Annotated in this window: 17 protein-coding genes; 4 read left to right on the top strand and 13 right to left on the bottom strand. The window is 62.0% G+C overall.

Annotated features, from left to right (window positions below; genetic code table 11):
- Positions 1–34: 34 nt before the first annotated feature.
- From QZ648_RS06150 to QZ648_RS06135, 4 genes are all read right to left on the bottom strand, one after another.
- Positions 35–1,519: a DNA polymerase Y family protein gene (locus QZ648_RS06150; RefSeq protein ID WP_291996427.1), complete on the bottom strand. Its 1,485-nt coding sequence runs from the start codon at positions 1,517–1,519 to the stop codon at positions 35–37.
- Complete coding sequence (gene imuA, locus QZ648_RS06145) at positions 1,452–2,159, bottom strand: translesion DNA synthesis-associated protein ImuA (RefSeq protein WP_291996426.1); 708 nt, start codon at positions 2,157–2,159, stop codon at positions 1,452–1,454. Before imuA ends, QZ648_RS06150 begins: the two co-directional genes overlap by 68 nt.
- A 45-nt stretch (positions 2,160–2,204) precedes the next feature.
- Entirely contained in the window at positions 2,205–2,822 is a 618-nt protein-coding gene (lexA, locus tag QZ648_RS06140) for a transcriptional repressor LexA (RefSeq protein ID WP_291996425.1), read from the bottom strand.
- A gap of 159 nt (positions 2,823–2,981) precedes the next feature.
- The gene (locus tag QZ648_RS06135; RefSeq protein WP_291996424.1) at positions 2,982–3,581 is read right to left on the bottom strand and encodes a LysE/ArgO family amino acid transporter; all 600 of its coding nucleotides are present in this window, start codon (positions 3,579–3,581) and stop codon (positions 2,982–2,984) included.
- 95 nt (positions 3,582–3,676) lie between these two features.
- On the opposite strand from QZ648_RS06135, the gene QZ648_RS06130 reads away from it, so the two are divergent.
- Positions 3,677–4,591 carry a LysR family transcriptional regulator ArgP gene (locus tag QZ648_RS06130; RefSeq protein WP_291996423.1) on the top strand — a complete coding sequence of 305 codons (915 nt, stop codon included), beginning with the start codon at positions 3,677–3,679 and terminating at the stop codon, positions 4,589–4,591.
- Between the two features lie 74 nt (positions 4,592–4,665).
- Here QZ648_RS06130 and QZ648_RS06125 read toward each other — a convergent pair whose 3' ends face one another.
- The 9 genes from QZ648_RS06125 to QZ648_RS06085 all read right to left on the bottom strand — a co-directional run bounded on the left by QZ648_RS06125 (position 4,666) and on the right by QZ648_RS06085 (position 12,590).
- The gene (locus QZ648_RS06125; RefSeq protein WP_169067209.1) at positions 4,666–5,121 is read right to left on the bottom strand and encodes an SH3 domain-containing protein; all 456 of its coding nucleotides are present in this window, start codon (positions 5,119–5,121) and stop codon (positions 4,666–4,668) included.
- Between the two features lie 356 nt (positions 5,122–5,477).
- Positions 5,478–5,978: a peptide-methionine (S)-S-oxide reductase MsrA gene (gene msrA / locus QZ648_RS06120; protein WP_291996422.1), complete on the bottom strand. Its 501-nt coding sequence runs from the start codon at positions 5,976–5,978 to the stop codon at positions 5,478–5,480.
- Positions 5,978–6,424 carry a peptide-methionine (R)-S-oxide reductase MsrB gene (msrB, locus tag QZ648_RS06115; protein ID WP_169067208.1) on the bottom strand — a complete coding sequence of 149 codons (447 nt, stop codon included), beginning with the start codon at positions 6,422–6,424 and terminating at the stop codon, positions 5,978–5,980. Before msrB ends, msrA begins: the two co-directional genes overlap by 1 nt.
- Before the next feature lie 301 nt (positions 6,425–6,725).
- Positions 6,726–8,486 carry a DUF389 domain-containing protein gene (locus QZ648_RS06110; RefSeq protein WP_291996421.1) on the bottom strand — a complete coding sequence of 587 codons (1,761 nt, stop codon included), beginning with the start codon at positions 8,484–8,486 and terminating at the stop codon, positions 6,726–6,728.
- Between the two features lie 19 nt (positions 8,487–8,505).
- Positions 8,506–9,072, bottom strand: a complete 567-nt coding sequence (locus QZ648_RS06105; RefSeq protein WP_169067206.1) for a hypothetical protein — start codon at positions 9,070–9,072, stop codon at positions 8,506–8,508.
- 274 nt (positions 9,073–9,346) lie between these two features.
- Positions 9,347–10,129 (bottom strand): ATP-binding cassette domain-containing protein, encoded by a 783-nt coding sequence (locus QZ648_RS06100; RefSeq protein ID WP_169067205.1) that lies wholly within the window; start codon positions 10,127–10,129, stop codon positions 9,347–9,349.
- 14 nt (positions 10,130–10,143) lie between these two features.
- Positions 10,144–10,878 (bottom strand): ABC transporter permease, encoded by a 735-nt coding sequence (locus tag QZ648_RS06095; RefSeq protein ID WP_291996420.1) that lies wholly within the window; start codon positions 10,876–10,878, stop codon positions 10,144–10,146.
- 133 nt (positions 10,879–11,011) lie between these two features.
- Positions 11,012–11,704 (bottom strand): ABC transporter permease, encoded by a 693-nt coding sequence (locus tag QZ648_RS06090; RefSeq protein ID WP_169067203.1) that lies wholly within the window; start codon positions 11,702–11,704, stop codon positions 11,012–11,014.
- A 94-nt stretch (positions 11,705–11,798) separates the two neighbouring features.
- Positions 11,799–12,590, bottom strand: a complete 792-nt coding sequence (locus QZ648_RS06085; RefSeq protein ID WP_291996419.1) for an ABC transporter substrate-binding protein — start codon at positions 12,588–12,590, stop codon at positions 11,799–11,801.
- Positions 12,591–13,124: 534 nt separating this feature from the next.
- Between QZ648_RS06085 and QZ648_RS06080 the strand changes: the two genes are divergently transcribed.
- From QZ648_RS06080 to QZ648_RS06070, 3 genes are all read left to right on the top strand, one after another.
- Positions 13,125–16,703 (top strand): PAS domain S-box protein, encoded by a 3,579-nt coding sequence (locus QZ648_RS06080; protein WP_291996418.1) that lies wholly within the window; start codon positions 13,125–13,127, stop codon positions 16,701–16,703.
- Positions 16,704–16,988: 285 nt separating this feature from the next.
- Complete coding sequence (locus tag QZ648_RS06075) at positions 16,989–17,420, top strand: response regulator (protein ID WP_169067200.1); 432 nt, start codon at positions 16,989–16,991, stop codon at positions 17,418–17,420.
- Between the two features lie 20 nt (positions 17,421–17,440).
- Positions 17,441–20,749 carry an EAL domain-containing protein gene (locus tag QZ648_RS06070; protein ID WP_291996417.1) on the top strand — a complete coding sequence of 1,103 codons (3,309 nt, stop codon included), beginning with the start codon at positions 17,441–17,443 and terminating at the stop codon, positions 20,747–20,749.
- Positions 20,750–20,864: the final 115 nt, after the last annotated feature.

Here is a 20,864-nt window from a genome sequence, read left to right as displayed (position 1 = left end):
GGTGATCGAAAAGCACCAGTTAAATCGCGCGTTTTCAGGCAAACACGCCGTGCAGAAACCACCCTGCCCGGCAACGAAAAATCCATAGCCACTCGTTTCGCATCGAAATGGCAACAAAGTAGTCGCGACGCACATCGCCAAGCGCAGCAGGCTCGCTGGCATCCCACCAGCCACTTTCGATACGCTCCGGCCCGGCAAGCAGGCGCAAGGAGCCTCCACACTGCGGCCGACCGGCCATTTCGCGCAAGGCCAGGGGTCTGGCCAGAAGCCACAAGGGACGGGGGCCAGACGCTTTCTCCGATAGATCTGGAGCAGCAGACAACTTCGCTGCCGTTTTCTCTCCGGCCGGCAGAGCAGGCTTGACTGGTCGCGAGGCGTTTTCCGGGCGGTGCTCGTCCACCGCCGCAAGCGCATGCACGCTAGCGCTGCCAAGACGCGCCTGCAGGCGCTCGACCAAGGCGGCCAACGACTCACCGCCAGCGCCCTCGCCGCGCTCGCCGAAAAGGCTGTTTGTACGTCCGGGTAGTGCCTCCGGCGCCTCGGCTCGCAAGCTGATCGACTCGACAGCGGCGGTCAGTTGGAGTCGTTGCAGGCGCTCGATAAGTAGCCGGGAGATGCGTTCGCGGTCGCGCGTGGCAGTGCTCAAGCCGAGGCTCAGAACAGTGCTCGATCGCCGCCTCGCAGAGTGCTCGTGCGCAAACTCGAAATGGCATTCACTGACCCCCTCAGCACGTGCCGCAAGCCAACCACATAAACTGGCGATCAAGCGACCCCCGGCAAAACCGAGAGCAAGCGCATTGTCTGTCCGCGTCGGCAGTTCCAGTCGCTCGGCAAAACGCTCCGGAAAAACAAAGCGCGCCCGCGGATCCGGCAAATCGCCGAGCGCACGCGCCAGATCAGCGACAAAACCGGCACCGAGTCGGCGTGCCAGGCCTGCGCGCGGCAGAGCCAGCACATCAGCGAGCAGGCGCGCACCAAAACTGCCGAGGCGAGCCTGGTTTTGCGGCGAGAAGTCGAGAGCCGCCAGCGGCAGTCTGCCAAGGCGCAGCGGCAATTCGCCGATGTCGAGACAGGGCTCATGGTCACCGGCAAGCGCCAGCCACTGCGCAGCGAGCGGCGTCGGCGCCAGTGCCGCTTGCGGAGCAAAGCCCTGCTCGGCGCAGCCACTGACAACGCCTTCGAAGAGCGCCGTGGCGCCGCCGAAAAGACGCAAGGATCCTGCCACTTCCAGCAGCAGTGTCTGGGGGGGAAGGCAGCAGATTTCCGAGGTGAAGCCGCCTGCCCAGCAGGCGAGCCGGGTCAAGGCTTGCTGCTCACGCGCGAAGTCACGCTGCTGCACAGCCAGCGTGGGCACAAAAGCCCACGCCTCGGCCAAGCGCAACCCAGGCAGTACGCCAGCCAAAGTCGCCGCCTGGTCGGCGACGACAATACGTTCACGGCCGACGATGGCTTTAGGCGACGGCAGGCTGGGAAAGACTTCGAGCGGCAGGCGTGACAGGTACAGGGCAAGCCAGAGCATGATGCCGGCACAGCGGGCGTTGAATGCTAATCGGCAGGGACGCTGACAGCGCACCGCCACGGCGTTTGAGAAGACGAACGATCAGCTTCTCCCCCTCGCCTTCGAGCGCCAGCCGCAGCGGCGCCGGCGAGGATTGGCTGGCACAGGCTGCCGGACGAAAAACGAACAGAAGTGTGCGACTACTCTCGGCAGCAAGCTGCAGCCGACGCAGTGTGCTGCTCTGAACTTCCGGTAGCCAGGCGACCACTGCGCCAACACCATCGGTAGCGAGTGAGCGTTCGCAGACCCAGGCAGTGTCCCGACCGGGCGCGCTGGCCACCAGCAGACGCGACAAATCAATACCGGATTCATGCAGTGCTGGCGCATGCAGCGGATGCGGCGAGGCGACACAAACGAGCCAGGCAAGTTCGTCGCTCGACAGTCGCGCCAGCGCTGGCAGTAGCAAACTCAGTTCGCCAATGCCCCGACGCAAGGGCAGAATTTCGGTCAAGCCGCCACGCGGCCAGCCGCCGCCGGGCAGCTCGCGGTCAAGTTCGGCAAAGCCCGTCGGCACACCGGGTAAGGGTGTTCTGGCCAGCGTATCGCCGCGCCAGACATCCGGGCGATCAAGAACATGCGCAAGCGTCAGCGATGAAGGCATGGCGGGGCTCGAAGGTATGAAAGACTGGGAGAGGCCAACGGGCTCTCACATCGTTTCGCTGCCGCGGATCACGCCGACAGCGATGCCTTCGATAGCCAGTGTTTGCGCTTCAGAATCGACGACGATCGGTTCGAAATCGGGGTTTTCGGCGATCAGCTCGACCGTCCCTCCCTGCTGGCGAAAACGCTTGACCGTCACCTCGTCATCGAGCCGAGCAACGACAATCTGGCCGTTGCGCGCTTCGCTGCTGCGGTGCACGGCGAGCAGATCCCCGTCCAGAATGCCGGCGTTGATCATCGACAGGCCGCGCACGCGCAAGAGAAAGTCGGCACGCGGCTTGAACAGACTGGGATCGACCGTATAACGGCGCTGTACGTTTTCCACCGCCAGAATCGGACTACCGGCAGCAACGCTGCCGATCAGCGGCAAACCGAGCTGTTCGACCAGGCGAATGCCGCGCGCCGAACCTGGTTCGAGAATGATGATGCCTTTCTTGGCCAGCGCCTTGAGGTGCTCCTCAGCGGCATTGTGCGAGGCGAATCCGAAGGCGTTGGCGATTTCGGCCCGGGTCGGGGGCGCACCAAGAATCTCCAGCGTGTTACGGATGAAGTCGAGAATTTCCTGTTGTCGCGGGGTAAGCGATGCACCTCTGGCCATGGTCATGAGCTCCTGTCGTCAAGACTGTAGTTTTATACAGCTTTCGGCAAAAAGGCAAGCCCCAAAAACCCGACAAGGAAAATTTTTGCCGAGCACTTGCCCGAGCTCTGGCGCACGCAGAAGCCCCGTGCAGCAATGATCCATCAAGCAGTACTAGCAGGTTGGCTACTCCAGAATCAACAGACTACCGAGGCCAAGCATCGTCATGCTGATCATTGAGTCGAGGATGCGCCAGGAGAGGGGTTTGGCGAACAGCGGGGCCAGAAAACGCGCCCCGTAACCGAGCGCAAAGAACCAAACAAAGCTCGCACCAACAGCTCCCGCGCCAAAACTCCAGCGTCCTTCTTCTCTCTGGCTGGCCAGCGAGCCGAGAAGAATCACCGTATCCAGATAGACATGCGGATTCAGAAAGGTAAAGCCGAGACAGGTGGCCATGGCAACACCAAGCGGTAAGCGGGTCCCGGCGTCGAGGATCAGTTGTTCTGGTTTGCAGGCACGCCGCGCCGACAGCAGTCCGTAAACGAGCAAGAATGCCGCACCGCCGTAGCGAGCGATGCTGAGGAACGCTGGCTGGCTTTCGATCGCCACCCCCAATCCAGCAATGCCGGCCACGATCAGCAGGGCGTCGGCGCTGGCGCAGAAAAGCACCAGTGGCAGGACGTGTTCGCGTCGGAGACCCTGGCGAAGCAGGTAGGAGTTCTGAGCACCAATGGCGACGATGAGGACAGCACCGGACAGGAATCCGGCAATCAGGTCAGTGGGCATGATTTGTCAGTGAAGTTGGTCAAGGCATCAGCTTATGGTTCGTCACGAAGCAAATACAGTTAAACTTATTAACCATTCATTAGATTTGTTAACTTATGAAGATCGACAATGCGCAATTGGCTGCCTTCGCCGAAACCCTCCGCGAAGGTAGTTTCGACTTGGCTGCGCGGAAATTGAACGTGACCCCATCGGCAATCAGTCAGCGGATCAAGTTGCTGGAGGAGCGCATGGGGCAGGTCCTGATCCAGCGCTCCACGCCCTGCCAGGCGACAGCCGCCGGACGCCCCCTGCTACGCTACGCGGAAGAACTTGCCCTGCTGGAATCCGAGGCGCTCTCGGCACTGGGCGTGGTCGATGCCGGCGCCGGAGCCCCATCCAGCGTGCGCATCCCGATGGTGATCAACGCCGATTCTCTCGATAGCTGGTTCCTGGAGGTGTTCGATGATCTGGCCACCAGCACGGCCATTACGCTTGATCTCCGGGTCGAAGATCAGGATCACTCGCTGCTCTTGCTGCGCGAAGGCACGGTGATGGCGGGTGTCAGCGCCAGCCCCAAACCGATTCAGGGTTGCCGGGTCGAAGCGCTCGGCGTGATGCGCTATCTGGCTCTGGCCTCACCGTCATATGTCGAGCAGCACTTCTCCGCGGGAGTCAATGCCGAGTCGCTGAACGCTGCACCGATGTTGATGTTCAACAAGAAGGATGCCCTGCAACAGGCTTTTCTGGCGCAGCTGACCGATGCCGTCATCAAGCCGCCGACGCACTACCTACCGACCACCCGATCTTTTGGCGAAGCGGTGTTGCGCGGCATGACCTGGGGAATGATCCCGGAACAACTGGCCGAGGCGCAGCTGCAAGCGGGGCAACTGATCGAGCTCGCTGCGCCGCGTTGCCTGGACGTTCCACTGTTCTGGCATCGCTGGCGGATTACTTCGTCGGCGCTAGAGTCGCTAAGCCGACTGGTGCATAAGGCGGCAGGAAAGGCGCTACGCCAAGCACAAGCCAGCTAGCGTAGCGTAGCGTAGCGTGAGGCCCAGCCGGCGGTGGTCGCACGGACAACCTGCGCAGTGGGCTGGTGACTTACTTACCAACCCCACAAAAGGCGTTTCGCCACCCAGCCCTTGACGCCATCGGAGCGTTCGACCTGCACCCAATCGCTCTTGGCGGCACGGGTGCGCAGCAGATCGTAACGTTCGGACTTGCCGACGATGCGATAACGGGTGCCCGGGCCGCTGCGCATATTGGCCACCGACGCCTTGACGATATAGTGTGGCTCGCGGTTGGTGAGTGCCTTTGCCACCCATCCCTTGTCGTTTTCGAAGTCCCGTACCTGCAGCCAACTGCCCTTGCGCTTGAGCACCTGCAACGGGTATCCACGCTGGAGTTCCCACATGACTTCGGATCGAGTGCTGGGCGCCGAACGCATGTTCACGATCGAGCCCTTAATGCTGACCATGTCGCGAGCCAGCGCGGGGGACTGAACAAGTGCCATGCAGCAGGCTATTGAGAAGAAACGTATTGCAGCGTGCTTCAAAACCATGCAGTAAAACCTCCTGTGTTGTGGTGACTAGCGTGGCAGTCGGACGCGGACCCGGCGCGCAGCAGCAAGAAGCACCTGGCGACGGAAGGGGTGGCAAGGCTTGTCGAATGATCTCACGATCAAGACAAGCCGAATTGGCGTGAATAGGCGCGAATAGGCGCGAACAGGCGATTGTCGTCGCCCTGCTGCGTGGCGCCAAGCCGAATGGCGCGCCTGCACCTGCCAGATCCGGAGGCGGGTCCGGGGATGTTGCGGAGCATTTATCGCGCATGAAGGACAGGAAACTCAGCGCTAGCGAGGACAGTATATGAGCACCCAGCAAGCGGCGTCAATCGCGAAGCCCTGGCACCGCTCACTCAGGTGCGCGCTGGCAGCACCCAGTTCGCACGCGGGTAGTGGCAGGTGTAGCCGTTTGGCACGTGCTCCAGATAATCCTGATGATCGGGCTCCGCCTCCCAGAAATCGCCGACCGCTTCGAGTTCCGTGACCACTTTGCCCGGCCATAGGCCCGAGGCGTTTACGTCGGCGATGGTGTCAAGGGCGACTTGCTTCTGCGCCTCGTCAACATAATAGATTGCCGAGCGGTAAGATGAACCTCGGTCATTACCTTGGCGGTTTCTGGTTGTCGGATCGTGGATCTGGAAAAAAACTTCCAGAATGCGGCGATACGAAATCCGTTCCGGATCGAACAGGATCTCGATGCCTTCCGCATGCGTGCCGTGGTTGCGATAAGTGGCGTTGGGAACATCGCCGCCGGTATAACCCACCCGGGTGGCCGCAACCCCCGGCAGCTTACGAATCAGGTCTTGCATACCCCAAAAACAACCGCCCGCCAGAACAGCGCGTTCCTTGGCCATTACTTGTCCTCCACTTGATCAAGGTACTCGCCATAGCCCGCAGCTTCCATGTCATGGCGATGAATGAAGCGCAGCGAAGCCGAGTTTATGCAGTAGCGCAGACCACCACGATCCCTGGGGCCGTCCGTAAACACGTGCCCCAGGTGGCTGTCGCCATGAACGGAGCGGACTTCGGTGCGCAGCATGCCATGGCCGGCATCCCTCAGCTCATTGATATGCGCGGGCTCGATGGGTCGGGCAAAGCTGGGCCAGCCACAACCTGACTCAAACATCTCTGACGACGCGAACAGTGGTTCGCCCGACACGATATCCACGTAGATACCAGGCTCGGTATTGTGAAGATACTCACCTGTTCCCGGTTTCTCGGTGCCGCTCTGCTGAGTGACACGAAACTGTTCCGGAGTCAGGGCGGCAATGGCGGCATCGGACTTTTTGTAAGATTTCACTCGATTCTCCTCGCAAGTGTAGTGTTGCACGCAGTATGGAACCTATAAATTCCGGCTAGCGCGTGGGTTTCGCGCCACTGGCATGCTTGCTGAAGGCTGCGTCGGAAATGGTGAATGCGGCGCCACACCCGCCCCCACGTCATTGCCACGTCGGCGGCGCCTCCTCGCAATGACGGTGGGTGGGAGATGCTTGTCAAAAGTCTCATCAAGAACGCAACGCCACACTAGACTGCTATGAGGGTGTCAGATCCACACTTGGTTCCCCAAGCGTCAAGCAGAGAGGTCTGGCTAGCTTGCGGGGCTACTTCGACTGATCGACTCGTTCGCTCAGATCCCGGGCGGCAAGCTCGCGGGCGAGCGCCTCCTCGACCGAGCGTTGTACCGTGGTGAAACCCCTGGCGTCGATAATCAGGCCGTTTGGCGTCAGCACGGAAAGCGTGACGGTAGCACCGGCAAGCGCGGTAAGCTCCTTCGCCACCCTGCCCACCTCGGCCGGCTGGAGGACCCTGGCGCTGACCACTTCCGCTCGCACCTCCCATTTGTCGCCATGCTTCGCCGCATCAATACTGTCGACAAAAGTATTCTGGACATGCTCCAGCACAGTCTTCCCACGGGTTTCAACTTTTTCCTGGAGCGCCCGGTCGGCTGCAGTCATCGGCGAGAACTGTGCGTCACCGAGCAGCACACGCCCCTTGGCGGTGACATCGCTGGTGCTTGTAGCGCGCACCAGCAAAGTGGCGGTCTCATCGCCAGCCCGCTGGCGAATTATTTCCTGGGCCAGCTTGACCTGCGAGGGAACTGGCGGACGCGCACCGGAAACGGTCGCAACGATCACCGGACCGGTCGGCAAATGCACAAGTTGCACATCCAGCAACTCGAAGTTTTGCCGGCGGCTCACCAATTCCCGGAGCGTCTGCTCGGCAGCTTCCGTCAGCCGAACATTGGGCGTCACACTGGCGGCAATGAAGTCGCCATTGAGGTTGACCGTCGGCAGGAGATTCGCCGAACCCGCTGCCGCCACGTCATGAGTGATGGCACACCTGACGAACAGGCTGATCGGGCGATTGACGCTATCGGCAATGGCATGCTGTATGGCGTCGACCTTCTGCGGGGTGAATGATCGCGGCGTATTGACCGTCGCCAGCACATTGACCGAGCCGTTCGCGTCCTGATCATAGATGACTCTCGCCAGCCGGGCGCCAGGATTATCCGCAATGGCGTGCTCGATGGTGGTGACGATGGCCTGGTTGAGGCGCCAGTCGTCGATAGTGACAATGAGTTGACGGGTGAGGATGGTGGCCACGGCGAGCAGGCCGATGCCGGCAGCGGAAAAGCGCTTCAGGAAGTCGGTTCGCGTGCCAATCTCGGCGCGGGTGACGAATCCAGCCAGAATGAAAATGGCCGCCGAAACAGCCAGTATCGTCAGGAAGTTGGCAAAGAACAGCAGGAAGGCTCCCCAGGCGCCATCGAAAGCTCCGAAGGCCAAAGACAGACCGGAGGTGGCGAGCGGCGGCGTCAGCGAGGTGGCAATTGCCACTCCTGGCAGCGCCGGACTGGTGCGCTCATCGACCATCGCCAGGCCACCGGCGAGACCCGCCAGGGCCGCCACGAAGACATCGAGCAGTGATGGCCTGGTGCGCGCCAGCATTTCCGGCGTCACTTCCAGGGCAAACGGCAACAGACCCAGGAGCAAGGCAAAGGCGACGATCAGCAGTACACCGCCGAACTCGGCGACCAGCGCATTTCGCAACAAATGCAAATCACCGCGGGACAGCGCCAGGGCGATGCCGAAAATCGGCGCCATCAGTGGCGAGACGAGCATGGCGCCGATGACCACGGCCGCGCTGTTGGCCAACAGGCCGAAGGCCGCGATGCCCCCCGACGCCAGCAGCAGCACATAGTAAAGCGGCCGCGGTATGGAGCCGCTCGTCGTATCGTCGATCACCTGCGCCTTGCGTTCCGGCGATACGGACCACAAGGCAATCAGCGGCAAATCGAGATTGCTCCGCTCCGCACTCAAATCGGGACTGACGGGATCTCCTGCAGCGCCATGGCTATTCATGACGAAGGGTGTCGGTAACTTAGTAGGGATTGAAAATCGACGGCGCGAGAGTACCCGTCGAAGGTGTGCTCGATGGCGCCACGGCCGCTGGTGACGGCGGCGCTTCGACTGCTTGCGGTGATGGCGACGCTGGCGGATCGACCGCTTCCGGCGACGGCGGCGCGGCTGCTTCGAGCGCTGGCGGCGAACTTGGCTGCACCGCCGGCTTGCTCGCCGCTTCGTGGGCCGCTTGCGGCGAGTTTTGCGTCGGCAGACGCCAGAGAAGCTTCGCGTTTTCTACCCAACCAGTTTCGCCTGTCGCCTCGACACGCACGTGCGCAAAGCCTCTATCGAGTTGGTCGCGGTAGAGCTTCGTGTACGGTGGCAGCTGCGTAATGATGGCACCGCCGATGCTCTTGTGCAGTGGCAGATTGGACGCACCGGTGTAATAGACGCCGCCCTCTTCCCTGGCCCCCGAGCCGCTTCTCTCGGGAGCACCCGCGCCCATATCCGGGAGGTACTTCGTCACCGTCGAACACGCGCCCAATCCCGCGACGAGCAGAGCAGAGACGAGTAGGGAAAGGAGGCGTTTTGAGTTGTCGATCATTCCAGTAGCCCCAAGAAACCACGCTATCGGCGATGCTTCGAGGCGTCAACGGATAGCAGAAGCGTCGCGCCGGCAGCATAATGCCGCGCTTCGCAAGAAGCCGCAAGAGGGCCATTGCTGGCCGCTCGGACGGGTCTGTACAAGCCCCGAAACCTAAGCTGAAGCACCCAGGACAGGCGACTGGTGCAGTAAGTGCTCGGCGTTCTCGACGAGGCTTTCAGGAGGCTTTACAGCAGCAGGGCAAGGTGAGCGCAGGCCTTTGAGAGACATCGCCTTACTTGAGGTTGCCCGACAGGAATTGCTGCAGACGTTCGCTGTTTGGCTTGCTCAACACTTCCCCGGGGTTGCCTTCTTCCTCAACCCGCCCCTGATGGACAAAGATCACGTGGTTCGCGACTTCGCGCGCGAAGCCCATTTCGTGGGTGACGACCAGCATCGTGCGTCCTTCTTCGGCAATCGAGCGCATCACCTTGAGGACGTCACCAACCAGTTCCGGATCAAGTGCAGAGGTGGGTTCGTCAAACAATAGCGCCTCGGGTTCCATCGCCAGGGCACGCGCAATCGCCACCCGCTGTTGCTGGCCGCCGGACATGTGCGCCGGATAAGTGTCGCGAAATTTCCAGACGCCGACGCGTTCGAGGTAACGTTCGGCACGTTCCATGGCCTCTCTTTTTGGCAGGCCAAGCACATGGATCGGGGCTTCGATGATGTTTTCCAGCACCGTCATGTGAGCCCATAGATTGAAGTGCTGGAAGACCATCGACAGACGGGTGCGGATTCTCTGCAGTTGCTTAGGGTCGGCAACCTTGAGTTCATCTTTCTTGCCAGGAAGCAACTTTACCTCCTCACCAGCAACAATGATCCGTCCGGAAGTCGGCTGCTCAAGGAAATTGATGCAGCGTAGCCAGGTGCTCTTGCCGGAACCCGACGAACCGATGATGCTGATCACGTCACCGGCATTGGCGGTGAGCGACACGCCTTTGAGGACTTCGTTGTCGCCGTACTGCTTGTGCAGGTTCTCGACACGGAGGAGTTCTTTGCTCGCCTTGTGGGTCATGACAGTCTTTCCGATCAGTCTTTTTGAGCACTGGCGGTGCGGCGCGGCTGCAGATGGGCCAGCCACCGGTTTTCAGCGACTCGGAACAGCCCAACCAGGACGAAGGTCACGGCAAGGTAGAGCAGTCCGGCAAAAATGAAGGCTTCAAAAGGTGCGTAATGGCGTGAATAGACGTTGCGTGCCGCACCGGTCAAGTCGACCAGCGTCACCGCGCTGGCTATCGCGGAGCCTTGCAACATCAGAATCACTTCGTTGCTAAGCGGCGGAAGCGCCCGACGCAAGGCCGATGGCAGAATGATTCGGCGCAGTGCCGTGCTGCGCGTCATGCCCATTGCCGTGGCCGCCTCGACTTCGCCGTGCGGCGTGTTGCGGATCGCGCCGGCAAACATTTCGAGCTGGTAAGCGCAGGTATTCAGGGTGAAAGCCAACAGGGCGCAGAAATAGGCGTCGCGAAACAGCAGCCAGAACGGGTTGCCGGCCTCCCACATTCCTTGCATCCATTCGCTCTGCCCAACGCCGTAGTAGATCAGCAGCAACTGGACGAGCATCGGCGTGCCGCGGAAGAAGTAGGTGTAGGCGCGCACCGGAGCACTCACCCAGGGGTTCTTCGACAGGCGAGCGATCGACAGCGGCACGGCAAAGCCGAAACCGACGACGAGGGCGATGGCCGTCAGATGCAGAGTCATCCACAGCCCGCGCCAGAATTCGGGCAAGCTGCCGGTAACGACGGTCAGATCAAACCATTCCATGCGTCGCTCCGTAATGTGAAAGTCGCGCATGCGACTCACGAACCTCCCTTCTCCCCCTGCGGGAGAAGGGCCGGGGGAAGAGGGGTGCGGTCATGATTTTCATGATCAGGGGTGTCTCGACATGTCATGACCGCTAAACGTTGGCTTCCCGGACGCCGACGTTGTAGCGACGCTCCAGCCGTTGCAGCACCGCGTTCGAGACGCTGGTCATCGTCAGGTACAGCACGCAGACGGCAAGATAGAAGGCGAAAGGCTGGTGCGTCGTGCGGCCGGCCTGATCGGCCAGCCAGGTCATGTCGGACAGGCCGATCATGGAGACGATGGCGGTGCTCTTGAGCAGGACCAGCCAGTTATTACCCATGCCCGGCAGCGCGTAACGCAACATTTGCGGAAAGAGGATGCGCCGGAAAACCTGCCAGCCGCTCATCCCGTAGGCCCGGCCGGCTTCCATCTGGCCCACCGGGACGGCTTGAAAGGCGCCGCGAAAAGTCTCGGTGAAATAGGCCCCAAAAATCAACCCGATGGTCAACACGCCGGCGGCAAAAGCATTCAGCTCGATCATGTCCCATTCCAAATAGTCACTGATCTGATTGAGCAATACCTGACCGCCGTAAAAAACCAGGAGCATCATCACCAGATCGGGGACGCCGCGGAGGATCGTGGTATACAACGCCGTCCACCAGCGCAGTGGCGCGATCTTCGACAGCTTGCAGGCGGCGCCAAACAAGCCTGTGCTGACCGCCAGCAACAGCGACAGGACAGCCACCTGGAGAGTGACCCAGGCGCCGGCCAGCAAGCTCGGTGAGTATTCGATCAGGGCATCCATGGGCGGCAGCTTCCTCAGGTTGCGCGGCTGCGAGGGCCGGGGCAGCAACAGGAAGCGCCCGCCGCGTTGGCGGCCGGCGCTTCACAGCGAGACATCACTGGCCGTAGATATCCATCGGGAAGTACTTCTTGCGGATCTCGTCATAGCTGCCATTGGCACGTACCGCATCCAGTGCCTTGTTGAGCTGCTCCTTGAGTTCCTTGTCCTTCTTGCGGATCGCGATGCCGATCCCTTCACCGATGACCGCGCGCTCTTCGGCGTTCTTGCCGAAATACTGATCACCAGCAACCGCGTAGCCAGAACCCTCAGGCTGGGTCAGGAAACCACCATAGGCTTCCCAGTAGTCGACAAAGCTGGCATCGACGCGGCCCGATTTGAGGTCCAGGTAGGCTTCATCCTGCTTGCCGTAGCGAACCACTTCCACACCCTTGCCATCCCAGTATTTGGTGGCGAAGTTGTCGGAAACAGTGCCGCGCTGAACAGCAATCTTCTTGCCCTTCAGGGAGGCCAGCTCCGGTCGCAGCGGTGAGCCATCCTTGGCAATCAGGACAACCGGCGAGGCGTAGTACTTGTGGGTGAAGTCGACCTTGGCTTTTCTTTCTGCAGTGATCGACATCGAGGCAACAATGGCGTCGAACTTGCGCGCCATCAGGGCGGGGATCATGCCGTCCCATTCCTGCTTCACCCAGGTGCATTTGGCCTTCATCTCCGCGCACACGGCGTTGCCGATGTCAATGTCGAAACCCTTCAAGGCGCCATCGGCAGACACTTCATTGAACGGCGGGTAGGCGCCTTCGGAGGCCATGCGAATTTCCTTCCACTCCTTGGCCGAAACACCAACAGACGAGAGCGCCAGGAGCGCTGACAGCAGCAGGGCTTTTTTCATTCTTTTACTCCTCCAGAGTTGAGACCAGCAAATGGTGGCAAGAAAGCCCGTCTTGAGCAACGGTTTTCGTTGCGCATATTACAACGCTGCAGAGCTGCAGCAATGAAGATTGCGACAAACGAAGAAATGCGAAGCGCTTGCCAGCCGCAGGATGCGTGCCGAGAAATCGCGACGACTGTTGCCAAACGCAGCGCTCCGGCGCCGGCAGAGCTCGCGCAGAGGCGCATAGCCGAACCGGGAACTGCCAACGAGGAATTGCAGACCTCCACCTATCCCGTCGCGCACGCTCTCGAGTCGCCGCGGCACGGCATCGACGGCGACAGCCGCCGCCACTGGACAGTCACTACGCCGACTTGGGTGAAGAGGGCTGCCTGCTCCTCGCCAAGTTGCGCAACGCTGCCGCGCATAGTGCCCCTCTGATTGAAGACCTGCCCGCCTATTCCCGACTGTAAAGGCGTAAGCTGCAGGCGCGAGGGGTGATCGTCGAGAGGAACTTGAGCGGACTGAGGGCTTACGCCGACGCGACGACTGAGCATGGTGCTGCGTAATCTGGTGGACAACGGGATCGGCTTTGACATGCGCTTTCACGATCGTCTCTTCGAGTTCTTCCAAGGCCTGCTGCACCCGCTGACGCCGCTCGGTGCGCGACTCAGGAGCAAGGCGGCAGCGTTGCTCGTCGCGGCACTGCTGCTGGCCGTTTTCGCCGCGCCGGCGCACGCCGAACCAAGGACCCTGCGTGTCGGCGTCGGCAGCAATCCACCGATCGCCTTCCGCGATTCGAGCGGCGAAATGAACGGCATCGCCATCGACGTTTTGAAATACGCTGCCGAACAAGAGGGCTGGCGGCTGGAGTTCGTGCACGACGACTGGCAGGCGATCTACGGCATGCTCGAGCGCGGCGAGATCGACCTGCTGACCGGCATCGCCTATACCGCTGAACGCGCCGAGCGATTTCAATTTAGCCGGCAGACCTTGCTCAGCAACTGGGGCGTCGTCTACGCCACGCCAGGCAGCAAGATCCAGTCGCTTCTGGCGCTGAAGGACAAGCGTGTCGCGCTCATCCCTGGGGCGACGCATAGCGACGAGCTGAGCAAGCTGGTCGCCAACTTGGGCGTGCCTATCGTCCCGGTTCCTGCCGACAACTATGAACAGGTCCTGGCCATGGTTGCTGCCGGGGACGCTGACGCTGGCGTCGTCAGCCGCTTTTTCGGCACGCTGCAATCGGCCGCCTACCAAGTCGAGTCCACCGGCATCGTCTTCAACCCGATCTCGGTCCGCTATGCCGCACCGCTGGAAGCCAATCCCGGGATCATCAGGGCACTCGACCGCCACCTCGAAGCGCTGCTCGATCGGAGCGACACCGTCTATTTCGAGTCGCTCGATCGCTGGCTGGGCATCGGCCAGGTGGCGACCTTGCCGACGTGGGCCGCTTGGGCCTTGATGGGGACCGCAGGCACGCTGGCTCTGGCCATTTTTTTCGTGTTTCTGCTTCGCCGTCAGGTCCGGATACGCACCGCGGCACTGCACGAAAGCGAAGAATCGTTCCGGGCAACCTTCGCGCAAGCCGCCGTCGGCATCGCGCAGGTCGCCCCGGACGGCAGCTGGCTTGAGGTCAACCAGCGGCTTTGCGACATCGTAGGCTACAGCCGCGAGGAACTGCTGCAACTCAGTTTTCAAGATATCACCCATCCCGACGACCTGGCGAGCGATCTGCAACTGGTCGGGGAAGTGCTGGCGGCAACCAGGAAAACCTACACCCTTGAGAAGCGTTACCTGCACAAGTCCGCGGCGGTGGTCTGGATCAGGTTGACCGTCGCCCTGCTGCGCGCCAGCGACGAAGCACCGAAGTACTTTATCGCGGTGATCGAGGACATCACCGATCGCAAGCTGGCCGAAGCAGCGCTTCGCGAAAGTGACGAGAAACTACGCATGTTCATCGACCATGCGCCGGCCGCGTTGGCCATGTTCGACCGCCAGATGCGCTATCTGTCGGTCAGCCGCCGCTGGTTGGAGGACTATGGACTGGCAGACTGCGCCATTGTCGGCCGATCGCATTACGAGATTTTTCCCGAGATAACGGAGGTGTGGAAGGACGTCCATCGCAGGGCCATGGCTGGCGAGGTGGTGCGTGCCGACGAAGATCGTTTCGAGCGCTACGATGGCAGCGCTCAATGGCTGCGCTGGGAGGTGCGCCCCTGGCACGCCGCCGACGGCACGGTCGGCGGCATCATCGTTTTCTCCGAGGACATCACCGCACGCAAAGTTGCCGAGGCCTCGGCGCGACAGGGTGAACTCCTGCTCGATTCCGTTTTCCAGGCCCTGCCCGACCTGTTCTTCCTGATCGACACGGACGGCACCATCAGCGACTACCGCGCCCGGCGAAGCGCCGACCTCTACCTGCCGCCCGAGGCCTTCCTCGGCAAGCGCATGCAGGACATCTTGCCCGCTGAAATTGGCACCATGGCCGAGCGCAAGATGGCAGAGATCCGCGAACGGGGCGGCTTGGCTACCTACGACTACGACTTAGCGATCGGCGACGCCGTGCACCACTTCGAGGCCCGGCTCGCCCGTTTACCCAATGACGGCCCGTTCATCGCCGTCGTTCGCGATATCACCCGCGAACACCAGGACCGTTTGTTGCTGGCGATCAGCGAGGCACGCTACCGCACGCTGTTCGAATATGCGCCGGACGGCATCGTTATCACCGACCAGGAGGGCTACTACCGCGACGCCAATCCGGCCCTCTGTCGGATGCTCGGGTACACGCGCGAGGCACTGAATGGTCTGCACGCCTCCGCCCTTGTCGTGGCCGCCGAGCACTCCCATATCGCTCCTGCATTGGACGCCATCAGGGCGAAAGCTGACTACCACCGGGAGTGGCAGTTCCAGCGCCAGGACGGTTCGACTTTCGTGGCCGACGTGATCGCCACGACGATGCCCAACGGTAGTCCGCTCGCCATGATCCGCGACATCACCGCGCTCAAGCAGGCCGAGGCCAGCTTGCGCGAACAGGAGCAGTTCTTCCGCCTGATTGCCGAGAACATCGGCGACATGGTGAGCGTGCTCGATCTCGAAGGACGCCACCTCTACAACAGCCCGGCCTACCGTACGCTGTTTGGTGAGTCGGCAGATCTGAAGGGAAGCGACGCCTTCGCCAACATTCATCCGGATGACCGGGAGCGCGTGCGCCAGGGCTTTCGGCAGACCATAGAAACCGGCGCCGGTCGACGCGGCAGCTTCCGCGTCGTGCTGGCGGACGGCAGTAGCCGTGACATCGAATCGCAGTATGGTGTGATTCGAGCAGCCGATGGCCGCGTCGAGCGGGTAGTGCTGGTGTCCCGTGACGTCACGGAACACAAGGACATGGTGGACAAAATCCGCCAACTCAACAGCGAACTGGAAGAACGCGTACGCCAGCGTACGGCTGAACTGGCCTCGGCGAACAAGGCCCTGCAGACCTTTACCTATTCCGTGTCGCACGATCTGAAAGCCCCGTTGCGCGGTATCGACGGTTACAGCCAACTGCTGCTCGAAAACCATGACCGCCTGCTCGACGAAGAAGGGCGAGTGTTTCTCGGCAATGTGCGCCAGGGGGTCGCGCAGATGACCCGTCTGATCGAGGATCTCCTGGCCTATTCGCGCATGGAGCGGCAGAGCCTGCATCGACAGACACTCGACTTGTCGAGCCAGTTGGCCCTCGTCCTGGAGGCCCGTCGCGCCGACATCGAGGCGAGCGGCGCGGTTGTCGACGTGGCATTGCACGGGCTGACGGCGCACGGCGACGCGGAGGGCCTGACCATGATTTTGCGCAATCTGGTGGACAACGCGCTCAAATTCGCCGCCAACCGTCAGCCACCCACCCTGACGATCAGTGCTCGCCAGAGCGAGCACGCGGTCCTCCTCGCCTTCAAGGACAACGGTATCGGCTTCGACATGCAGTTTCACGATCGCATTTTCGAGATTTTCCAGCGTTTGCAGCGCGCCGAAGACTATGCCGGAACCGGTGTCGGACTGGCCATCGTCGCCAAGGCCGCGCAACGGATGGGCGGGCGGATCTGGGCCGAGAGTGCTCCCGGTCAGGGCGCTACTTTCTATCTCGAATTGCCGCGCTGATGCCAGCGGCCGCCATCGCCGGCTTGCCGTGGTCTGGCCCGGAAAGGGTAGAGCCGGACAGGATGCCGGTTCCCTTCGTCAATCCTTTATCGTAAAGTGGTGAAGGGGTGGAAGCAGGTGTAAGCGGGAGGAAGCGGGAGGAAGCGGGCCTGACCGAAACGAGCGGCAGGTTTGCCCCGGCGTCGGACTGGCCATGTTCCGCGAGGCGACGTAAGACACAAGAATCAGAGGCTGGGCAAAGCGCACGCCGACCTTGGCGACGACGTTGCATCTGGAGGTTTCCGTATGAATGCTGTGGACTTCAACCGACCGATCCTCCTCGTCGAGGATAATCCGGCCGACGTCGATTTGACGCTGCGCGCCTTTGCCAAGCGGCGCCTGGCCAATCCGGTGCACGTAGCGCGCGATGGCGAGGAGGCGGTCGCCTGGATTCCCCGCTGGGAGGCCGGAGAAACGCTGCCGCTGTTGATTCTGCTTGACCTCAAGCTGCCGCGAATCGACGGCCTGGAGGTGCTGGCTCGATTGAAGTCGCATGCGGTCAGCCGGAAAACCCCGGTGGTCGTTCTGACCACTTCGGAAGAAGAAATGGACATCGCGGCGGCTTACAGCCTGGGGGCCAATTCGTACATCGTCAAACCGGTCGACTTCGGCAAATTCATCGATGTCGCGGCGCAGGTCGAGATGTACTGGTGCATGTTGAACACGGCGCCGCGCTGAAGCGGGCAATGGAGCCATCAATGAATACAGCGCCTGGCCGTGTACTGTATCTGGAGGATAGCGCGGTCGACGCCGATCTGGGTCGCCGCGCACTTGCCCGCAGCGCGCCCGACACGGTGCTTGAGATCGTGGCCACCGTCGGCGCCGCCATTGAGCGCCTGCGGGCTGCTGCGCCGAGCATCGACGTGATTCTCGCCGACCTCCAACTGCCGGACGGGAGTGGCCTCGACCTGCTGGCGCATGTGCGTACACAAGGCCTGCCGTATGCCTTCGTCGTCCTCACCAGCTTCGGCGATGAGGCTTCTGCCCTGGCCGCGCTGAAGGCCGGAGCGGACGACTACCTGGGCAAGCATGGCGACTACGCCGATCGCCTGGCGCGCGTCTTGTCGGGCGCCCTCGAACGTTTCCGCAGCGTCTGGGCACGCAAGCAACGGCCTCTTCGCGTGCTCTACGCCGAACGCAGCCGCTTCGACATCGATCTCACGCTGCGCCATTTCGCCGAGCACGCGCCGCAGTTCCGGATCGATGTCGTGCCCGACGGCGAGGAGGTGCTCAAGCGCCTGCCGCAGCACGGCGGCGAAGCCCCGGACTATGACCTGTTGATGCTCGATTACCGGCTGCCGGTCCTGAACGCGCTGGAAGTGGCCAAGACGCTCCGCAATCAGCGCGGGCTCGACCTGCCGATCGTGCTGGTGACCGGCCACGGAGATGAAGACGTCGTCGCCGCCGCCTTGCGCCTTGGCCTCGAAGATTACGTCGTCAAGAAGGGCGGCTACATCGAGAGACTGCCGACGATCCTGGAGAACGCGCACACGCTGGTCCAGCTGCGGCGTGAACAGTCGCGCCTGCGCCAGAGCACGACCCGTTTCACGTATCTGCTGGCGGCCAGTCCGACGATCCTCTACGCACTGCGGGTGGACGGCGAAGAACTGTCGCCAACGTGGGTCAGCGACAATATCAACCGCGTCATGGGCTATACGCCCGCCGACTGCCTGGCGCCGGACTGGTGGCTCGCGCACCTGCATGCCGACGACCGTGCGCGCGTGCTCGAGGCACAGACCGATCTGCTGCGCCGCGGCTCGCTGACGCACGAGTACCGTTTCCACGATGCCAAGGGCGCGGTCCGCTGGCTGCGCGACGACCTGCGGGTGATCAAGGATAGCCGCGGCCAAGCGATTGAAGTGATGGGCAGCTGGAGCGACCTGACCGTCGAGCGCGAGTTTACCGAACGCCAACGGCTGCATGCCGCCGCCCTGGAAAGCACCCGCGACGGCGTCATCATCACCGACCTGACGGGCGCCATCATCAGCGTCAACGCGGCGTTCTGCGCGATCACCGGCTACGCTGCACCGGAGGTGATCGGCCGGAACCCGCGTCTGCTGCAATCGGGACGACATGATCGCGCCTTCTACCAGGCACTGTGGACCGGCCTGCTGCAGAGCGGACATTGGCAGGGAGAAATGTGGAACCGCCGCGCGAGCGGCGAAATCTACCCGCAGTGGGCGACGCTGAACGTCGTCAAGGATGAAGCGGGCTGCCCGTCCCACTACGTAGCCGTTTTCACCGACCTCACCCAACTCAAGCGCAGTGAAGAAATGATCGAGCGCCTGGCCCATTTCGATCCCTTGACCGCCCTGCCGAATCGCCTGCTGTTGCGCTCGCTGTTGCAGCACGGGCTTAACCACGCCGAGAGAGAGAACAGCATGGTGGCCGTGTTGCTCATCAACCTGGATCAGTTCAAGCGAGTCAACGAAAGCCTGGGCCACACCCTCGGCGATGAATTGTTGCTGGCTGTTTCCGCTCGCCTGAAGGGGCGCCTGCGCGATGAGGACAGCTTTGGACGCTTGGCAGCCGACGAGTTCGCTGCGGTCCTGGAAGGCACAAAGGCTGCCGAAAACGCAGAAAACACCGCCCGCGACCTGCTCGCCACGCTCACCGCGTCCTTCGCGCTGAGCGACGGGCACGAAGCCTATGTGCGTGCCAGCATCGGCATCAGTGTGTTTCCGCAGGACGGGGCGACGGCCAACGACATGCTGCGCAGCGCAAGCGCAGCGACGCAGCGCGCCAAGGATCGCGGCGGCAATCAATGCGCCCTGTACACCGGTGAGCTTGGGCAGGGTGCGCTCGAACGCCTGGAAATGGAAAATGCGCTGCGACGCGTGTTGAGCCAGGACGAATTGCGCCTTCACTACCAGCCGAAGGTGGACCTGGCGACGGGGCTGGTCGTTGGCGCCGAAGCGCTGCTGCGCTGGCAGCGACCCGGCGTTGGCCTGGTGCCGCCGGCCAGCTTCATTCCCTTGGCCGAGCGCAGCGGCCTGATCGTCCCGATCGGCGCCTGGGTGATCGACGAGACCTGTCGTCAGATCCGCGCCTGGGCCGACGCCGGCTTGCCGGCCGTGAAAGTGGCGGTCAACGTCTCGGCCCGACAGTTCGCCAGCGGCGACCTGGAATCGACACTCACCGCAGCCTTGCGCCGCCACGGCGTCGATCCGCAAATGCTCGCGCTCGAACTGACCGAGAGCATGCTGATGGCGGCACCGGAGCAGGCCATCGAGCGACTGCACAGCCTCAGAGCGCTGGGAGTGGGCTTGTCGCTGGATGATTTCGGTACCGGCTATTCCAGTCTCAGCTACCTCACTCGCTTCCCGGTCCACGAACTCAAGATCGATCGCGCTTTCGTCAACGACATCGTCACTGACCCCAAGGCGGCCAATATCGCCACCTCGGTGATCGCTCTGGCGCATCGCATGCAATTGAAGGTGGTTGCCGAAGGCGTCGAAACCGACGCGCAACTGGGTTATCTGCGACAGCACCGTTGCGACCAGATGCAGGGCTATCTGTTCAGCAAACCCGTTGCCGCGGACGATTTCGCTCGTCTGATCACTGAGGGTCGATCGCTGGCGATCGCCAATGCGCCAACTGACCAGCGTACTTTGCTGGTGGTGGACGACGAAGCGAACATCCTGTCGGCGATGCGCAGGGTGCTGCGCGGACAAGGCTACCGCGTCCTGACTGCAGAGCGCGCAGAAGATGGCCTGGTGTTATTGGCCAGCAACGCTGTGCAGGTGATCCTCTCCGACCAGCGCATGCCGCAGATGAGTGGCACGGAGTTCCTGGCCCGGGTAAAACTTCTCCATCCGGACACCGTGCGCCTGGTCATTTCCGGCTACACCCAGCTTGACTCGGTGATCGATGCCGTCAATCAGGGAGCGATCTACAAGTTCCTGACCAAGCCCTGGGAGGATAATCAATTGCGCGAGCACATCCGCGAGGCCTTCGCCTACTACGAAGCGCTCGTCAAACCGCGCAGTACCCGCAGCGAAGATTGATTGACCGGCGGCGGCGTGCGGGCAGCGCTCCGCAAGACAGCGGCCGACTCAGCCCGGCAGCCTTCCCGTCCCGGCTTCGTCATCACCGGATCGACCCTGCACGACTACTGGCCCG

Source organism: Candidatus Accumulibacter sp. ACC012, assembly GCF_907163155.1.
GTDB lineage: Bacteria > Pseudomonadota > Gammaproteobacteria > Burkholderiales > Rhodocyclaceae > Accumulibacter > Accumulibacter delftensis.
Note: the sequence above shows the minus strand (reverse complement) of the source record. Positions and strands in the feature narration are given on the sequence as shown.

Coding starts and splice junctions, on each gene's coding strand:
- QZ648_RS06135 (WP_291996424.1), bottom strand. CDS start 3,581: ATGCCCACTGACCTGATTGCCGGATTCCTGTCCGGTGCTGTCCTCATC.
- QZ648_RS06090 (WP_169067203.1), bottom strand. CDS start 11,704: ATGGATGCCCTGATCGAATACTCACCGAGCTTGCTGGCCGGCGCCTGG.
- msrA (WP_291996422.1), bottom strand. CDS start 5,978: ATGGCCAAGGAACGCGCTGTTCTGGCGGGCGGTTGTTTTTGGGGTATG.
- QZ648_RS06085 (WP_291996419.1), bottom strand. CDS start 12,590: ATGAAAAAAGCCCTGCTGCTGTCAGCGCTCCTGGCGCTCTCGTCTGTT.
- QZ648_RS06080 (WP_291996418.1), top strand. CDS start 13,125: ATGGTGCTGCGTAATCTGGTGGACAACGGGATCGGCTTTGACATGCGC.
- QZ648_RS06110 (WP_291996421.1), bottom strand. CDS start 8,486: ATGAATAGCCATGGCGCTGCAGGAGATCCCGTCAGTCCCGATTTGAGT.
- imuA (WP_291996426.1), bottom strand. CDS start 2,159: ATGCCTTCATCGCTGACGCTTGCGCATGTTCTTGATCGCCCGGATGTC.
- QZ648_RS06070 (WP_291996417.1), top strand. CDS start 17,441: ATGAATACAGCGCCTGGCCGTGTACTGTATCTGGAGGATAGCGCGGTC.
- QZ648_RS06095 (WP_291996420.1), bottom strand. CDS start 10,878: ATGGAATGGTTTGATCTGACCGTCGTTACCGGCAGCTTGCCCGAATTC.
- QZ648_RS06100 (WP_169067205.1), bottom strand. CDS start 10,129: ATGACCCACAAGGCGAGCAAAGAACTCCTCCGTGTCGAGAACCTGCAC.
- QZ648_RS06075 (WP_169067200.1), top strand. CDS start 16,989: ATGAATGCTGTGGACTTCAACCGACCGATCCTCCTCGTCGAGGATAAT.
- QZ648_RS06130 (WP_291996423.1), top strand. CDS start 3,677: ATGAAGATCGACAATGCGCAATTGGCTGCCTTCGCCGAAACCCTCCGC.
- lexA (WP_291996425.1), bottom strand. CDS start 2,822: ATGACCATGGCCAGAGGTGCATCGCTTACCCCGCGACAACAGGAAATT.
- QZ648_RS06125 (WP_169067209.1), bottom strand. CDS start 5,121: ATGGTTTTGAAGCACGCTGCAATACGTTTCTTCTCAATAGCCTGCTGC.
- QZ648_RS06150 (WP_291996427.1), bottom strand. CDS start 1,519: ATGCTCTGGCTTGCCCTGTACCTGTCACGCCTGCCGCTCGAAGTCTTT.
- QZ648_RS06105 (WP_169067206.1), bottom strand. CDS start 9,072: ATGATCGACAACTCAAAACGCCTCCTTTCCCTACTCGTCTCTGCTCTG.